Raw genomic sequence first — 14,998 nt, 5'->3', positions numbered from 1 at the left:
ATCGGCGCGCCCCCCTCCAACAGCGCCGATGGCGGCCCCTTGTTGGTTACGGTTCGTTCCCTTGACTGGCAGAAACTTCCCGGTTATTGGTGACTTCTCGGAAGTTTCCTTCAGCGCACCACCTCCGGAAGGAGCGCACGTGCCCGACACCAGCACGGGAAGCACGGGAAGCACCGCGACACATTCCAGACACACCGCGACACATTCCAGACGTGCGGTCCTCGCGGCCACCGCCGGCGTCACCACCACTCTGGCCCTCGGCGGACAGGCCCACGCCGCCGCCCCGGACGACCGGAAACTGCGCGCCCTCATCGCCCGGATGACCCTGCCGGAGAAGGTCGGCCAGCTCTTCGTCACGCGGGTCTACGGCCACTCCGCGACCGCCCCCGACCAGGCCGACATCGACGCCAACCTCAAGGAACTCGGCGTGCGCACGGCGGCCGAGCTGGTCGCCGGGTACCGCGTGGGCGGCATCATCTACTTCACCTGGGCGCACAACACCCGCGACCCGCACCAGATCGCCGACCTCTCGAACGGCATCCAGCGGGCGTCCCTCACCCAGCCCCGCGGCCTTCCCGTGCTCATCTCCACCGACCAGGAGCACGGCATCGTCTGCCGCGTCGGCGAGCCCGCCACCCTCTTCCCGGGCGCCATGGCCATCGGCGCCGGCGGCTCCCGTACCGACGCCCGCACGCTCGGCCGGATCGCCGGGCGGGAACTCAGGGCGCTCGGCATCCGGCAGAACTACTCCCCCGTCGCCGACGTGAACGTCAACCCGGCCAACCCGGTCATCGGCGTGCGCTCCTTCGGCTCCGAACCGGCCGCCGTGGCCGGCATGGTCGCCGCCGAGGTGGCCGGATACCAGCATGCGCGGCAGGTCGCGGCCACCGCCAAGCACTTCCCGGGCCACGGCGACACGGCCGTCGACAGCCACTACGGCTTCCCGGTCATCACGCACACCCGCGAGCAGTGGGACCGGCTGGACGCCCCGCCCTTCCGGGCCGCCGTCCGCGCCGGCATCGACTCGATCATGACCGCGCACATCATGGTCCCGGCCCTCGACAACTCCGGCGACCCGGCCACCCTCTCCCGCCCGATCCTCACCGGCATCCTGCGCGAGGAACTGGGCTACGACGGGGTGGTGGTGACCGACTCCCTCGGCATGGAGGGCGTACGGACGAAGTACGGCGACGACCGCGTCCCCGTCCTCGCGCTCAAGGCGGGTGTGGACCAGCTCCTCAACCCACCGTCCCTGGCCATCGCGTGGAACGCCGTGCTGAAGGCCGTACAGGACGGGGAACTCACCGAGGCGCGGCTCGACGAGTCGATCCTCCGCATCCTGCGACTGAAGGCGAAGCTGGGGCTGTTCGACGAGCCGTACGTCAGCCAGGACGGCGTCGACCGCAACGTCGGCACCCCGTCCCACCTCAGGGCCGCCGACCGCATCGCCGAGCGCACGACGACCCTGCTGGTCAACGAGGGGCCGCTGCTCCCCCTCTCCCGCCGTACCCACCCCAGGGTCCTCGTCGTCGGCGCCGACCCCGCCTCCCCGTCCGGCACGACGGGACCCCCGACCGGCGTGCTCGCCGCCGCCCTCACCGAGCTGGGCTTCACGGCGACCGCCCTGTCGACCGGTACGGCGCCCTCCGCCGCCACCATCGCCCGGGCCGTCGCGGCGGCGCGGGAGGTGGACGCGGTGGTGGTCGGGACGTACAACGTCACGGCGAGCAGTGCGCAAAGGACGCTGGTCGAGCAGCTCCTGACCACCGGCAGGCCGGTCGTGGCGGTCGCCGTCCGCAACCCGTACGACGTGGCCCAGCTGCCCGCCGTCCCGGCCTACCTGGCGTCCTACTCCTGGACCGACGTCGAACTGCGGGCGGCCGCACGGGTGATCGCCGGACGGGTGGCCCCGCGCGGGAGGCTGCCGGTGCCGGTGCAGCGGGCGGACGATCCGGCGCGGGTGCTCTACCCGGTGGGGCACGGGCTGTCGTACGGGAGCAGGTAGCGCCCCATGACCCTTTGGGCGTAGCGCCCGTACGCCACACAACGGGCGTACTCACCACCAACCGACGCAAAGGACCCCACTCGTCTGGCGTGTACCCGCTGGGGCGGGTCACGCTGGACGGGGGTATCCGGGGGGGGAGTGCGATGGGTGGGAGATGTGCTGCGGGGGTGGCCTGTGCGTTGCTGGCGCTGCTCGCCGCGTTGTTGACGGGATGCCAGAGCTCGGCGGGGGCGGAGGAGGACGGGCGGCTCGACGAGACCGCGAACGAACAGTCGGCGGCGCCGACCCGGCCCGTCGGCTACGGCGAGCTGTTCCTCGGCGTCGACGAGTGCAGTTCCTTCGGTACGACGAACTTCACCGAGGTGTCGTGCACCAGTGAGCGGGCGGCGGCGCGGGTCGTGGCGCGGCACGACGGCAAGGTGGGCGACGGGCCGCTGTGCCCCGGGACCACGGACTTCGTCCTCCACATCAGCGAACAGAGCCACAGCTCCGACGAGGACGGCGACGGCGCGATCCCGCAGGGCTACGCCTGCATGCGCAACCTCGCCCCGCCCCACCCCGGCGACCCCGGCGGCGGGGGCGGCCCCCGCACCATCGTCGGCGACTGCGTCTACAGCTCGGGCGACGGCCAGGTCCGCGAGACGTCGTGCGACGGCAAGGGGAAGCAGCAGCCGCAGTACAAGGTGGCCAAGGCCGTCGACAAGCGAGCCAAGTGCCCGTTGTCGACGGCCCTGTATGTCCAGCTGGGCGGCGAGAAGCCGGTGGGATGCGCGCGACCGGTGTGACGGCGGACGTCACGGACGCAAGGCCTGCTCCCGCTCCACACCCCGCACGTCCAGCTTCGCGTCGAACCCGGCGAGCGGCTCGGCCACCGACGCGTCGGCCCGCACGGCCGGGGAGGCGACGCCCGCCCAGTCCAGGATCCGGGCCGTCGCCAGGGTCCTCTCCGCGTCCACCAGGCCCGCGACCCGGGCCCCGTGGTTGGCCCCCGGCGCCGTGAAGACGTAGGAGTCACGCGCCCCCTTGCCCACCCGGAAGCGCTCCGCCCCCCAGGGGTCGTTCTGGCCGTAGACGAACATCATGTGCCGGGCGTTGTGGCGGACCCAGGTGTCCACGTCGCGCATGGCCCACGGCTGGAAGCGCATCGGGATGTCACGCGGGACGAAGTCCCTCGGCGTGAGGTAGCCGTACCGGATCAACTCCCGTTCGATGTGCGGGAACCGGATGGTCGCCGCGCCCAATTGTGTGCCCGCCTGGTAGTAGTACGGCGTGTAGTGCTCAAGGCCCTGGTCCGTGGCGTAGGAGAAGCCCACGACCTTGTCGACGGACGCCCAGATCGCCTCGTCGGTGGCGTGCGCCGGGTCCGCCGGGATCGAGGCGCAGTCGGAGAGCAGGCCGTACTGCCAGAAGCCCCAGACGTAGTCCAGGACGACCGCCTCGTACGCCTTGTCCAGGCTGCCGACCGTGTCGAAGGTGTGGCCGTTCTGCGCCGCGTACGCCGCGTACCGCTTCTTCAGCGGCTCCCGGCGCACCAGCGCCTCCCGCTGCACCGCGTTCAGCCGGTCCCGGCACTCCTTGGTGCCGACCCGCGCGAAGAAGCGGTCGTACGCCGAGTCCTCCGCGTCGACGACGTCGTTGGGGGCGACGTAGGCGACGACGCCGTCCATGTCACGGGGGTAGAAACGCTCGTAGTACGTGGCGGTCATGCCGCCCTTCGAGATGCCCGTGGAGATCCACTTCTGGTCGTAGACGGACTCCAGGGCCGTGAAGATGCGGTGCTGGTCGGTCGCCGCCTGCCAGATGTCCAGTTTGGTCCAGTCGGCCGGTTCGGGCCGGGACGGTGTGAAGAAGCGGTACTCCATGGAGATCTGGTTGCCGTCCACGATCTGCGTCGGCTCGCGCCGGCTCGGTGACGTGGAGACCTCGTAGCCGCTGGTGTAGAAGACCGTCGGGCGGGAGACGTCCTTGTGCAGCACGGTGAGGCGTTGCCGGAAGGTGCCCGCGGACGGGCTGCGGTGGTCGACCGGCTGGGTGTAGTCGAGGACGAAGAAGCGGTAGCCGGGGTACGGCTTCTCCTCGATGAGGTTCATGCCCGGTATGGACAGCAGACGTTCCTTGATGTCCGGCTCGGCGGCGGTGGCCGCACCTGCCGTGGTGGCCGTGCCGAGCGCGCCCATGAACAGCGCGAGCGCCAGCAGCCATCTGAGGGTCTTGCGCGCCATGCACCCTCCCTGAGAAGCGGATGTGCGCGCAAGCTATCGGTCAACTCACCGGCGCAACAGGGGAGATGAAGTCAGCACAGAATCCACCCCTTGCTCACCGACCCCCGCCCCACCTTGCCCTTCACCCACACACAGCGGTGCCCGGCATGGACGGTGACCGGGCCGGCGCGGTAGCTGTACACACCCTCGTCCTTGACCGGATTGGCCCGGTACGCCTGGACGCTGACCATCATCTTCTGCCGGCGCCCGGGGTCCTTGGGCACGGTGATGGCGCAGACGTAGCCGCGCTTCTTGTAGACGTACAGGGTGCCGGTGGAGAAGGGGTACGTCCTGACCTTGCGCCCCTCGCAGCGCGTGGGCGCCGCCTGTGCCTGAGCCGGAGCCGCGACCGCGAGCAGTCCGGACGCGGTCAGCAACGCCAGGCCGATCGCCAGTCGTCGGCGTATCGCACCACTGTCCACAGTCTTGTCCTCCCCGTACACCGGCATTGAGCGTACTGATGTACGGACGCACGACGTATGCCGGGTGGTTGCACGACCGTCACCACGACACGTCCGGCGCCTCCGGAGTCACGCGGCGGCGGCCTCGGCCTCCCCTATGAACGTCCGCCACAGCTCGGCGTACCGCCCGCCGCGCGCCAGCAGTTCCTCGTGGGTGCCGTCCTCCGCGACCCGCCCGTCGGCCATGACCACGACCCGGTCCGCCCGCGCCGCCGTGGTCAGGCGGTGGGCCACGACGAGCGTCGTACGGCGCCCGGCGAGGCGGTCGGTCGCCTGGTTGACCTGGGCCTCCGTGGCCAGATCCAGGGCGGCCGTCGCCTCGTCGAGGAGCAGGACGTCGGGGTCGACCAGCTCGGCGCGGGCCAGTGCGATCAGCTGGCGTTGCCCGGCGGAGAGGTTGCGGCCGCGCTCGGCGACCTCGTGGAGGTAGCCGCCGTCGAGGGTGGCGATCATCTCGTGGGCGCCGACCGCGCGGGCGGCCGCCTCCACTTCGGCGTCCGTCGCGTCCGGGCGGCCGTAGGCGATGGCGTCGCGGACGGTGCCCTGGAACAGGTACGCCTCCTGCGGGACGACGCCGAGCCGGTGGCGGTACGACGTGAGGTCCAGCGAGCGCAGGTCCGTGCCGTCGACCGTGACCCGGCCGCCGGTTGGGTCGTAGAACCGCGCCACCAGCTTCACGAGCGTCGACTTGCCCGCGCCGGTCTCGCCGACGAAGGCGACCGTCTGCCCGGCGGGAATGCGGAGATCGATCCCGCTCAACGCCGCTTCCTCCCCGTCGGCACCGCCGTACTTGAAGTGCACGTCCTCGAAGGCGACCTCGCCCCGCAGCGACAGCACCTCCAGCGGCTCTTCGGCCGCCTTCGTCGACGTCGGCTCCCGCAGGAGCTCCTGGATGCGGCCGAGGGAGACCGTGGCCTGCTGGTAGCCGTCGAAGACCTGGGAGAGCTGCTGGACCGGGGCGAAGAACAGGTCGATGTAGAGCAGATACGCCACCAGCGCGCCGGTCGTCAGCGTCGCGTCGTCGATCCGGGCCCCGCCCACGATCAGCACCGCAACCGCGGCCGCCGACGACAGGAACTGCACGAAGGGGAAGTAGACCGATATCAGCCACTGCCCGTGGACGCGGGCCTTGCGGTAGCTGTCGCTGCGCTCGGCGAACCGCGCGCCGCCGTCCCGCTCGCGCCGGAAGGCCTGCACGATCCGCAGCCCGGACACCGACTCCTGGAGGTCGGCGTTCACGAACGACACGCGCTCGCGGGCGAGTTCGTACGCCTTCACACTCGCCCGGCGGAAGAAGTAGGTCGCGACGATCAGCGGCGGCAGCGTCGCGAAGACGACGAGCGCGAGCTGGAGGTCGATCACCACCAGGGCGACCATGATGCCGAAGAACGTGACGACCGAGACGAACGCGGTGACCAGGCCCGTCTGCAGGAAGGTCGACAGCGCGTCGACGTCCGTCGTCATCCGCGTCATGATCCGGCCGGTCAACTCCCGCTCGTAGTAGTCGAGTCCGAGCCGCTGGAGCTGGGCGAAGATCTTCAGCCGGAGGGAGTAGAGGACGCGTTCGCCGGTGCGTCCGGTCATCCGCGTCTCGCCGACCTGTGCCGCCCACTGGACGGTCACGACGACCAGGCCCAGCAGGGAGGCCGCCCAGACCGCGCCGAGGGCGGCCTGCGTGACGCCCGAGTCGATGCCGTGCCGGATCAGGACGGGCAGCAGCAGCCCCATGCCGGCGTCGACCGCGACCAGGCCGAGGCTGATGAGGAGGGGAAGCCCGAAGCCGCGCAGCAGCCGTTTCAGGCCGTACGACTCCTCGGGGCGCACCGCACGTGCCTCGTCGACCTCGGGGGTGTCGGTCGCCGGAGGCAGCGCCTCGACCTGGGCGAGCAGCTCGGGCGTGGCCGGGGACTCCTCGAGCGCCGGGTCCCTGGGCTCGCGGTCACCGGTCCACAGCCGCGGAGTCACCCCGCGCTCGGCGTCGAACTCGGCGTCCAGCTCGTCCCGCACGGAGGTGTCCTCGCGGGGGCAGGCCGGCTGGGCGTGGCCGGGTGAGACACCGCCGAGTTCGTCGGGGTCGGTGAGGAGGCGGCGGTAGAGGGCGGAGCGTTCCTGGAGCTCCTCGTGGGTGCCGATGTCGGCGAGGCGGCCGGCGTCCAGGACGGCGATACGGTCGGCGAGGTTGAGGGTGGACCGCCGGTGGGCGATCAGCAGAGTGGTCCGGCCCTGCATGACGTGCTTGAGCGCCTCGTGGATCTCGTGCTCGACGCGGGCGTCCACCGCCGAGGTCGCGTCGTCGAGGACGAGGAGGCGGGGGTCGGTGAGGATCGCGCGGGCGAGCGCGACGCGCTGGCGCTGGCCGCCGGAGAGGGTGAGCCCGTGCTCGCCGACCTTGGTGTCGTAGCCGTCGGGCAGCTCGGCGATGAAACGGTCCGCCTGGGCGGCGCGGGCGGCTTTGCGGATCTCCTCCTCGGTCGCGTCGGGGCGGCCGTACGCGATGTTGTTGCGGACCGTGTCCGAGAAGAGGAAGGAGTCCTCGGGGACCAGCCCGATCGCGGCCCGCAGCGAGTCGAAGGTCAGCTCGCGGACGTCGTGGCCGCCGATGAGGACGGCGCCGCCCGTGACGTCGTAGAAGCGCGGGAGGAGGAGGGAGACCGTGGACTTGCCGGAGCCGGAGGAGCCGACGACGGCGAGGGTCTCGCCGGGGCGGATCTCGAAGCTGAGCCCGTTGAGCACGGGGCCGGTGGAGTCGTCGTAGCCGAAGGACACATCGTCGAACTCGACGGTCGCGGGTGCGTCGGCGGGCAGCGTCTTGGTGCCGTCCTTGATCGACGGCTCGGTGTCGATCAGCTCCAGGACGCGCTCGGTGCCCGCGCGGGCCTGCTGGCCGACCGTGAGGACCATGGCGAGCATCCGGACCGGGCCGACGAGCTGGGCGAGGTAGGTGGAGAAGGCGACGAACGTACCGAGGGTGATGTGCCCGCGCACGGCCAGCCAGCCGCCGAGCGCGAGCATGGCGACCTGGCCGAGGGCCGGGACGGCCTGCAGGGCCGGGGTGTACCGGGAATTGAACCGGATGGTGCGCAGCCGCCCCGCGAAGAGCCGCCGGCTGACGTCCCTCAGCTTCCCGGTCTCCTGCTCCTCCTGCCCGAACCCCTTCACCACGCGTACGCCGCTGACGGCCCCGTCGACCACGCCCGCGACGGCCGCGGCCTGGGCCTGGGCGTACCAGGTGGCGGGGTGCAGCTTGGTCCGGCTGCGCTTGGCGATCCACCACAGGGCGGGCGCCACGGCGAGGGCGACCAGGGTGAGCGGGATGGACAGCCAGGCCATCACGACCAGGGAGATCAGGAAGAGCGCGAAGTTGCCGATGGTCATCGGCAGCATGAAGAGCAGGCCCTGGATCAGCTGGAGGTCGCTGGTGGCCCGCCCGACGACCTGCCCGGTGGACAGCTCGTCCTGGCGCCGCCCGTCGAGCCGGGTGATCGTCCCGAACATGTCGGTCCGCAGATCGTGCTGGACGTCGAGCGCGAGGCGGCCGCCGTAGTAGCGGCGTATGTAGGTGAGGACGTAGACGGCGAGGGCGGCGGCTATGAGCAGGCCCGCCCACAGGGCCATGCCCCGTGTGTGGTCACCGATCACGTCGTCGATGATCACCTTGGTGATCAGCGGGACGATCGCCATGACGGCCATGCCGGCGAGTGAGGAGCCGAGGGCGAGGATCACGTCCTTGGGGTAGCGCCAGGCGTAGCCCCACAGTCGCCGTGCCCATCCCCGTTGCGGTTCCACGCCGGTGCCCTCCGTTCGTCCTGATCTACCGGAAGGCACCAACGCGGATCGGCTCGGATTTCATCCCGCCGCAACAAACGGGCGCCGTGGACTCAGATGCGTACTCGCAGGTAATAGAACCGGGTCGTCTGTACGGCGTTCTGGTTGTCGTCGCTGACCAGCAGCACCTTCAGGCGCCCCGGCGAGTACCCCGTGATCGCCATGCCCTCGATGTTGTCGAGGAGCGGGTTCGGCTGGGGCTGCTTGGCCGTGGCGCCCAGGGACGGGCACGCGGCGATGTCCGCGAGGAGGGTCTTCTTGATCAGACGTACGTCGTCCTGACCCGTCAGCTTCTCGATGCCGCTCGTGTCCGTGGCGCGGCGCGGGTCGGCCAGGTAGAGCCGGACCGTGTTGCCGACCCCGGCGGTGAAGCCGCGTTCCAGGACGAGGAGGCGGCCGTCGGGGGTCGCCTGGACCTCCGGGACGCCGAGGCCGGTGTCGGCGCGGTAGGCGTACTGGCGGGCCGGCTCGAAGGGGCCGCCCTTGCTCCGCTGCCAGGTCTGGAAGCGGACGATGCCGGCGCTGTCGCCGTTCAGCGCGTACTCCATGGACGCGAGCAGGGTGCGGCCGCCGGGGAGCAGGGTCAGCCCCTCGAAGGTCCCATTGGAGACGGCGCGGCCGGCCGGGGCGACGCGGAGGGCGTCCGGGACGGGGAGCCGGTCGAGGATCTTGCCGTCGCGTGAGTAGCGGCGCACGGACGGCTCGGTCTCGGACGAGATCAACCGAGTCCCGTCCCGGTCGACGACGAGGCCCTCGGAGTCGAGGGCGGCGCCGCTCTCGTCGGCGAGCGGGACGACGGCCCGCGGCGCGAGCGTCTGCCGGTCGAGGCGGAACAGGGCGGAACGGTCGGAGACGGCCGCGAGCGAACCGTCGCGGTCCACGGCGAGGGCGGAGAAGTTGCCGACGAAGGTGCCGTCGTACGTCGTCTTGTCGAGCGCGTCGGAGAAGCGGTCGATGGAGACGGAGGGCGAACAGGCGTTGCTCTGCCCGGCGTTGGCGGGCCCTGCGGCGGACAGACAGGTGGCCGCCGCCAGGGACGCGGTGACGGTCGCGAGTACGGTTCTCAGGCGCATGGGCGTCACCGTAGGACGGCACGGTGACGGACGGGAGGCTGCGACATGAAACGTCAGCTTGCCGCCAGGTCCCGGTGGATGACCTTGGCGACGCCCTGAATGGTCGTGATGCCGTAGTTCATGGTGCCGTTGCCATGGGTGAGCACCGTGACCACATAGTCGTGGCCGCCGCCCTTGAACGCACCGACACTGTGCACCCGCCAGCCGTTCGTGGCCCGCTGCAGCCAGCCGTTCTTGACGGCCACGGAGACACCGGACGGCGCTCCGTACGGCGTGCCCCAGCGCTGCGACGAGATCACCTGACTCATCAGCTTCAGGATGTAGGCGCGGGCGTTGTCGCTGAGCACCGGGTTCCTGGCGGTGATGAGCTTGAGCAGCTTCTGCTCGTCGGTGACGGTGATCTGGGTCAGCCCCCAGTAGCCGTTCGCGCCCGGCTTGGTCTGGGTCATGCCGGCGGCGGCCAGGAAGCCCTTGATCTTCGTCATGCCGAGCTGCTTCCACAGCGTGCTGGTCGCGGCGTTGTCCGACTTGGTGATCATGGCTTTGGCGAGGGACGTCTCACGGTCGGTCAGATACCGGTTGTGCTTCTTCGCGTCCCACAGCAGCGCGGCCAGCACGGTGACCTTGACGACGCTGGCGGAGTCGTAGGCGGTGGAGGCGCGCAGGCTGCAGGTGGTGTTCGTGGACCGGTCGTGGAGACCGACCGCGATGGTGCCCCTGCGGTTGGCGAGGGCCGCGGTGATGTCCTTCTTCAGTTTGTCGGCGAGACCGGCCTTGGCGGACGTACAACTGACGGTGGGAGTGCCGGCCGCGGCGGCGGGAGACGCGGCGGCGACGGACGGTATGAGGACGCCCGCGCCCACGCCGACCGCGACGAGCGCTCTGGCACGTCTGGATACGCCTCTTGACTTCTCGCTGGATGTCCCGTGACTCATGCCCTGATGACTCACGAGGCCGGATGAAAGGTTGTACGCGTGTCAAAGGCCGTACGCACGATGACCGCCGGCGACGTACTGTCCGTTCTGTCCCTGCTGCACGAGGCGCGCGCCGACGTCTGGATCGGCGGCGGCTGGGGCATCGACGCCCTCCTCGGCGAACAGACCCGCGACCACCGCGACCTGGACCTGATGCACCGCCGGGACCAGGAGCCCGCGGTGGTAGCGGCCCTCGCAGCCGCGGGTTTCGTGGAGACCCTGGACTGGCGTCCCGTCCGCTTCGTGCTCACGGCCCCGGACGGACAGCAAATCGACCTCCACCCCTTGGTCTTCGCCGAGGACGGCTCGGCGCAGCAGGCGTCGCTCGAACCGTCGCGCCCTTTCATCTACCCCACCTCCTGCTTCGTGACGGGCACCATCGGCGGCACGTCGGTCCCGTGCCTGTCCGCCCAGCAGCAGGTCTACTTCCACCAGGGTTACGAGCCGACCGACCACGATCGGCACGATATGGCTCAGCTGCGGCGGGAGTTCGGGATCGCCACGCACTTCTGACACTTGACCGACCACCGCTGTCAGCTTCGCCGCCAGGTATGCGGCCGGGTGAGCGGTAAGGATTCGTTAAGGAAACCCTCCCCCGAGTAACTGCACCATTGCACGCGCATGCCCGCGCCGGTAGCGTCCCAATAGAAATGATCAAGCAGTTGTCTGACCAGCAACTGGGAATATGGGGGATCAACTTCGTGAGCATGCGAAGCAAGGGAATTTCTGCCGTAATCGCCCTCGCCATGACCGGCACGATGTACGGCATCAACACACAGACGGCGTCCGCGGCCACCCCTGAAACCGGGCAAGTACGCGTCGGCGCCGATGAGATTTGCACAGTCCTGGGAATCGGCAGTGGCGCGGCAGGCCTGTCCAAGGCACTGGCCAAGGGCGCGTCGTGGGTGGGTATCGGCGCCAGCATCGGGTGCTATCTGTACTCACAGGCGAAGAACGCCACGCCCGCGGAAAAGCGCGCTGCCATGATCAAGTCGTACCAGAAGTACCAGGCAATGAGCGACCTCAAGAAGCTTGATGCGCTCGGTTACTACTGCCGGAAAAAGGACACCGGCGGTGGCGGCGGCACCGACGCGGCCCCCACTGACGTGAGCACGAATGTGAATCCCGTGAATGTGAGGGCAGGCTGGCGGGACCTCAAAATGAAGGGTGTGACGTACTCGTGCACAGCCACCGGGGACTGACAGGTCACCGCGGCCCGGCCTATGGAGAGCGATTCCTGCTCTCCATAGCGCTGGTCGTCGTGAGCCTGCTGTGGATCACACAGGACATGGCTCAGTGGGCGACTGCATTGTGCGGCGCCGGTTCGGTTGTCGGAGCACTCGGGGTGCTCTACTTCGGGTGGCGTTACGTTCGCTCACGCGGCGAATCGCGGTGACGCCGTGAGGCGTACACCGCGCCGGCAGCGACAGCGAGAACTGCGCCGCCGGCACCGGCCAGCAGGACGAGGTCCGAGGAAGAACCGTTCTCGGAGAGGGCGTCCGCTGTCGGTGTCGGGGAACTCGTCGGCTCACCGGTGTGCGTACCGGGTTTGAAGACCGTGAAGCCCGACCAGAGCTGGCCCTTCCAGCGTATGTCCGGCCGGCCGGGTTCCACTCTGAGCGTCTCGATGCCGATAATGACGTCGCCGATTTGATTGCCGGCCGTCACGGTGAACGGGAAGTCCTCGGCGACGCGGACGCGGAGCCGGATCGTCAGGGGTTTGCTGGGCACCAGGTCAGTTGTGACGTAGTCGCTGGCTTTGCTGTTGGGTTCCGGGAAAACCACGTCCCGCCATGCCCCGGAACTGCGGTCCCTGGCCTGCAGATCGACGGAGTTCTGGTCCCCACCGGGCATTACGGGCGTGAGGTCGTTCACCTGTTTGATGAGTACAACGTCGACGTCGTCCATCGTCGTCGGCAGTCGTGCGTTGTAGGCCGTGATCGTGAACTCGTGCCATCCGTCGCCCGCGGCCACCCGTCGGGGCAACCCGGTGATCTCGAACAGCACGCACTTGTCTTCGAAGAAGGGGGCCACGCAACGGCGAGCGCTCGGCTTGGCGGTCGGGGACTCGGCGGCGTGCGCCGTCGCGCCGGACAGCAGCACCACCGGGATCAGGGCGGCGACCGCTGCGGTACGGCTGAAGTTCACGCGGAATTTCATGTGTGGCCTCTACGGTGGCGGAATAGGGCGGAATCACCGGGCTGTGCATGTGACATGTGGCGCCCGTGTGACCGCTACCTCGTGCTGAAGGTTGTGCACCGCGTCGCCATGGTCGCCGTTGTCCTTTGCGGTCTCCTTTGAGAATCCACAGCGAACCGCAAGCTTCGGCACAGCCCCCACCCACGGCTCCGCGTCGGGCGCCAACTCGAGCTCAAGCACCAGCTCCTCCCAGACCAGCCGGCGCCAACTGGCCCCCTCCTGCCCCGATTTGCCGCTTCGCGTCACCCAATGGACACGTGCAAGCCCTCGACACGACTCCATGTCCATGTCACTCTCCCGTTTGCCGCCTCCATTCAACCCGCGTAGATGGGACACCCCACATGCTGGCGACACGCATACGCCACCGCCGCTGGAAGTCAGTGGCGCTGACGACGGCCGCCGTCCTGGTCGGCCTCACCGCCCCGGCGCTCACCGCTTCCCCGGCCGCCGCGACGACGACGGCGTACGACGACACGTACTACGCCGACGCGATCGGCAAGACCGGCACGGCGCTGAAGGACTCGCTGCACACGATCATCAGCGACCAGACGGCGATCTCGTACTCGGCGGTCTGGAACGCCCTGAAGGTCACCGACCAGGACCCGAACAACAGCAACAACGTGAAGCTGCTGTACTCGGGCATCTCCCGCAGCAAGTCCCTCAACGGCGGCAGCACCGGCAACTGGAACCGCGAGCACGTGTGGGCCCAGTCGCACGGCGACTTCGGCACCTCCGCCGGCCCGGGCACCGACCTGCACCACCTGCGCCCCGAGGACGTCCAGGTCAACAGCATTCGCGGCAACAAGGACTTCGACAACGGCGGCAGCAGCTTCACCAACTCCGGTGGCAGCCTGACCGACTCGAACTCCTTCGAGCCGCGCGACGCCGTCAAGGGCGACGTGGCCCGCATGATCCTCTACATGGCCGTCCGCTACGAGGGCGACGACAGCTGGCCCGACCTGGAGGCCAACGACTCCATCAACGGCAGCGTCCCCTACCACGGCCGCCTCTCGGTCCTGAAGGCCTGGAACGACGAGGACCCGCCGGACGCCTTCGAGGAGCGCCGCAACGAGGTCATCTACGACTCCTACCAGGGCAACCGCAACCCGTTCATCGACCACCCGGAGTGGGTCGAGTCGATCTGGTAGGCGACGGGGCCCTTTCAGCCGCCGTAGAACCGTGGACAGGTAGAGCCGCAGACGCGCCAGGGCCCTCGCCGGCCCTGGCGCGCCCGGTCACCACCTGTGCAGCGGAATAACCTGCGCTGATCCGATGCCGTTGACCCGGCTATGAAGAAGATCAGCGCGCTCGCCGCGTTCACCATGGCAGCCCTCGCACTGGCCACCCCGGCCCACGCCGACGCCTACACCCACGCCGATGACGGCGACCGGGGCCGGATCACCGTCGCCGGCTACCCCTTGACCACCGCCAACCTCTGCAGGGAGGCACTCGCGCTCATCCCCGTGGTCACACCGGGTACCGGCACCGCGGTGGACGACGCCTGCAACAACCGCGAACACGTCCACGACTCGCGCGACCAGGCCGCCGGGGCAGCACGCTGAGGCTTCACGTCGTGAGGTGCGTCAGCTGGGTTGCGTCGAGGAGTGCCGCAGCGAGATCAAACGAGATCATCTACGTCACCTACCAGGGCAACCGCAACCCGTTCATCGACCACCCGGAGTGGGTCGAGGCGATCTGGTAGGCGCCGCCCTACAAGGTTCCAGGTTCGCTCCGCGCCGATGGTCGTACACCATGGTGGCCGCGCCTATGACGGGCGCGGCCACGATGTCGGACACACGAAACGGGGAACCACGGATGAAGACCGCACAGCACCTGGCAGCACTCACCGCGAGCGCTGCTCTGGCGGCGACGGGCCTGACCGCCCTGGGCGCCACGCCCGCCGCTGCCGACACCGTCATCTCGTGCAGCAGGGCCAAGACGATCTCGACGGGCTGGGGGCAGGTGACGTACACCCCGTGCACGAAGTCGACTTCGGCGGCCACCCACTACAAGAGGGTCTACGGCACCGTGCGCGACACGAAGACCGACGGCTGCAACGTCACCGCGACGTTCAAGGTCTTCCTGGATGACGTGGAGAAGCACAAGAAGACCTACACCACAGGCAGCTCCAAGTCCTTCGACAGCGGCTTTCTGAGCGGGAACTCGTCCAGCCTGACCTTGTCCAAGTCCTGCTGACCTG

13 protein-coding genes and 1 pseudogene are annotated in these 14,998 nt (G+C 69.4%); 8 read left to right on the top strand and 6 right to left on the bottom strand.

The window, feature by feature from the left end:
* Nucleotides 1-139 precede the first annotated feature (139 nt).
* Together IF78_RS0103555 and IF78_RS0103550 are read left to right on the top strand one after the other, a co-directional pair.
* Nucleotides 140-2,005, top strand: a complete 1,866-nt coding sequence (locus IF78_RS0103555) for a glycoside hydrolase family 3 protein (protein ID WP_031478595.1) — start codon at nucleotides 140-142, stop codon at nucleotides 2,003-2,005.
* Between the two features lie 143 nt (nucleotides 2,006-2,148).
* Nucleotides 2,149-2,790 carry a hypothetical protein gene (locus IF78_RS0103550; RefSeq protein WP_031478593.1) on the top strand — a complete coding sequence of 214 codons (642 nt, stop codon included), beginning with the start codon at nucleotides 2,149-2,151 and terminating at the stop codon, nucleotides 2,788-2,790.
* 9 nt (nucleotides 2,791-2,799) lie between these two features.
* On the opposite strand, the gene IF78_RS0103545 is transcribed toward IF78_RS0103550, so the two are convergent.
* The 5 genes from IF78_RS0103545 to IF78_RS0103525 form a co-directional block, all read right to left on the bottom strand.
* A complete protein-coding gene (locus IF78_RS0103545) occupies nucleotides 2,800-4,227 on the bottom strand; it encodes an alpha/beta hydrolase family protein (RefSeq protein WP_031478592.1) in 1,428 nt (475 codons plus the stop codon).
* A gap of 71 nt (nucleotides 4,228-4,298) precedes the next feature.
* Nucleotides 4,299-4,688, bottom strand: coding sequence for a hypothetical protein (locus IF78_RS0103540; RefSeq protein WP_031478591.1), 390 nt, complete (start codon nucleotides 4,686-4,688; stop codon nucleotides 4,299-4,301).
* Nucleotides 4,689-4,796: 108 nt separating this feature from the next.
* Nucleotides 4,797-8,513 (bottom strand): ABC transporter ATP-binding protein, encoded by a 3,717-nt coding sequence (locus IF78_RS0103535; protein ID WP_031478590.1) that lies wholly within the window; start codon nucleotides 8,511-8,513, stop codon nucleotides 4,797-4,799.
* A gap of 92 nt (nucleotides 8,514-8,605) precedes the next feature.
* Complete coding sequence (locus IF78_RS0103530) at nucleotides 8,606-9,625, bottom strand: esterase-like activity of phytase family protein (protein ID WP_031478589.1); 1,020 nt, start codon at nucleotides 9,623-9,625, stop codon at nucleotides 8,606-8,608.
* A 53-nt stretch (nucleotides 9,626-9,678) separates the two neighbouring features.
* On the bottom strand, nucleotides 9,679-10,560 hold the full coding sequence (locus tag IF78_RS0103525; protein WP_031478588.1) for a serine hydrolase: 882 nt from the start codon (nucleotides 10,558-10,560) through the stop codon (nucleotides 9,679-9,681).
* Nucleotides 10,561-10,620: 60 nt separating this feature from the next.
* On the opposite strand from IF78_RS0103525, the gene IF78_RS0103520 reads away from it, so the two are divergent.
* Complete coding sequence (locus IF78_RS0103520; protein ID WP_031478586.1) at nucleotides 10,621-11,112, top strand: nucleotidyltransferase domain-containing protein; 492 nt, start codon at nucleotides 10,621-10,623, stop codon at nucleotides 11,110-11,112.
* A gap of 137 nt (nucleotides 11,113-11,249) precedes the next feature.
* A complete protein-coding gene (locus IF78_RS0103515; RefSeq protein WP_051827479.1) occupies nucleotides 11,250-11,801 on the top strand; it encodes a hypothetical protein in 552 nt (183 codons plus the stop codon).
* 163 nt (nucleotides 11,802-11,964) lie between these two features.
* Here the strand turns inward: IF78_RS0103515 and IF78_RS0103510 are convergent, their stop codons facing one another.
* Nucleotides 11,965-12,705: a hypothetical protein gene (locus tag IF78_RS0103510; RefSeq protein ID WP_158751256.1), complete on the bottom strand. Its 741-nt coding sequence runs from the start codon at nucleotides 12,703-12,705 to the stop codon at nucleotides 11,965-11,967.
* Nucleotides 12,706-13,139: 434 nt separating this feature from the next.
* On the opposite strand from IF78_RS0103510, the gene IF78_RS0103505 reads away from it, so the two are divergent.
* The 4 genes and pseudogenes from IF78_RS0103505 (at nucleotide 13,140) to IF78_RS0103490 (ending at nucleotide 14,994) form a co-directional block, all read left to right on the top strand.
* Nucleotides 13,140-13,946: an endonuclease I family protein gene (locus IF78_RS0103505; RefSeq protein WP_031478582.1), complete on the top strand. Its 807-nt coding sequence runs from the start codon at nucleotides 13,140-13,142 to the stop codon at nucleotides 13,944-13,946.
* A gap of 141 nt (nucleotides 13,947-14,087) precedes the next feature.
* Nucleotides 14,088-14,360, top strand: coding sequence for a hypothetical protein (locus tag IF78_RS0103500; protein WP_031478580.1), 273 nt, complete (start codon nucleotides 14,088-14,090; stop codon nucleotides 14,358-14,360).
* Between the two features lie 53 nt (nucleotides 14,361-14,413).
* Nucleotides 14,414-14,500: pseudogene (locus IF78_RS47430) on the top strand (ribonuclease); the annotation flags it as partial.
* Between the two features lie 113 nt (nucleotides 14,501-14,613).
* Nucleotides 14,614-14,994: a hypothetical protein gene (locus IF78_RS0103490; RefSeq protein WP_031478578.1), complete on the top strand. Its 381-nt coding sequence runs from the start codon at nucleotides 14,614-14,616 to the stop codon at nucleotides 14,992-14,994.
* Nucleotides 14,995-14,998 lie beyond the last annotated feature (4 nt).

This window comes from Streptomyces bicolor (assembly GCF_000719285.1).
Lineage (GTDB): Bacteria > Actinomycetota > Actinomycetes > Streptomycetales > Streptomycetaceae > Streptomyces > Streptomyces bicolor.
Note: the sequence above shows the minus strand (reverse complement) of the source record. Positions and strands in the feature narration are given on the sequence as shown.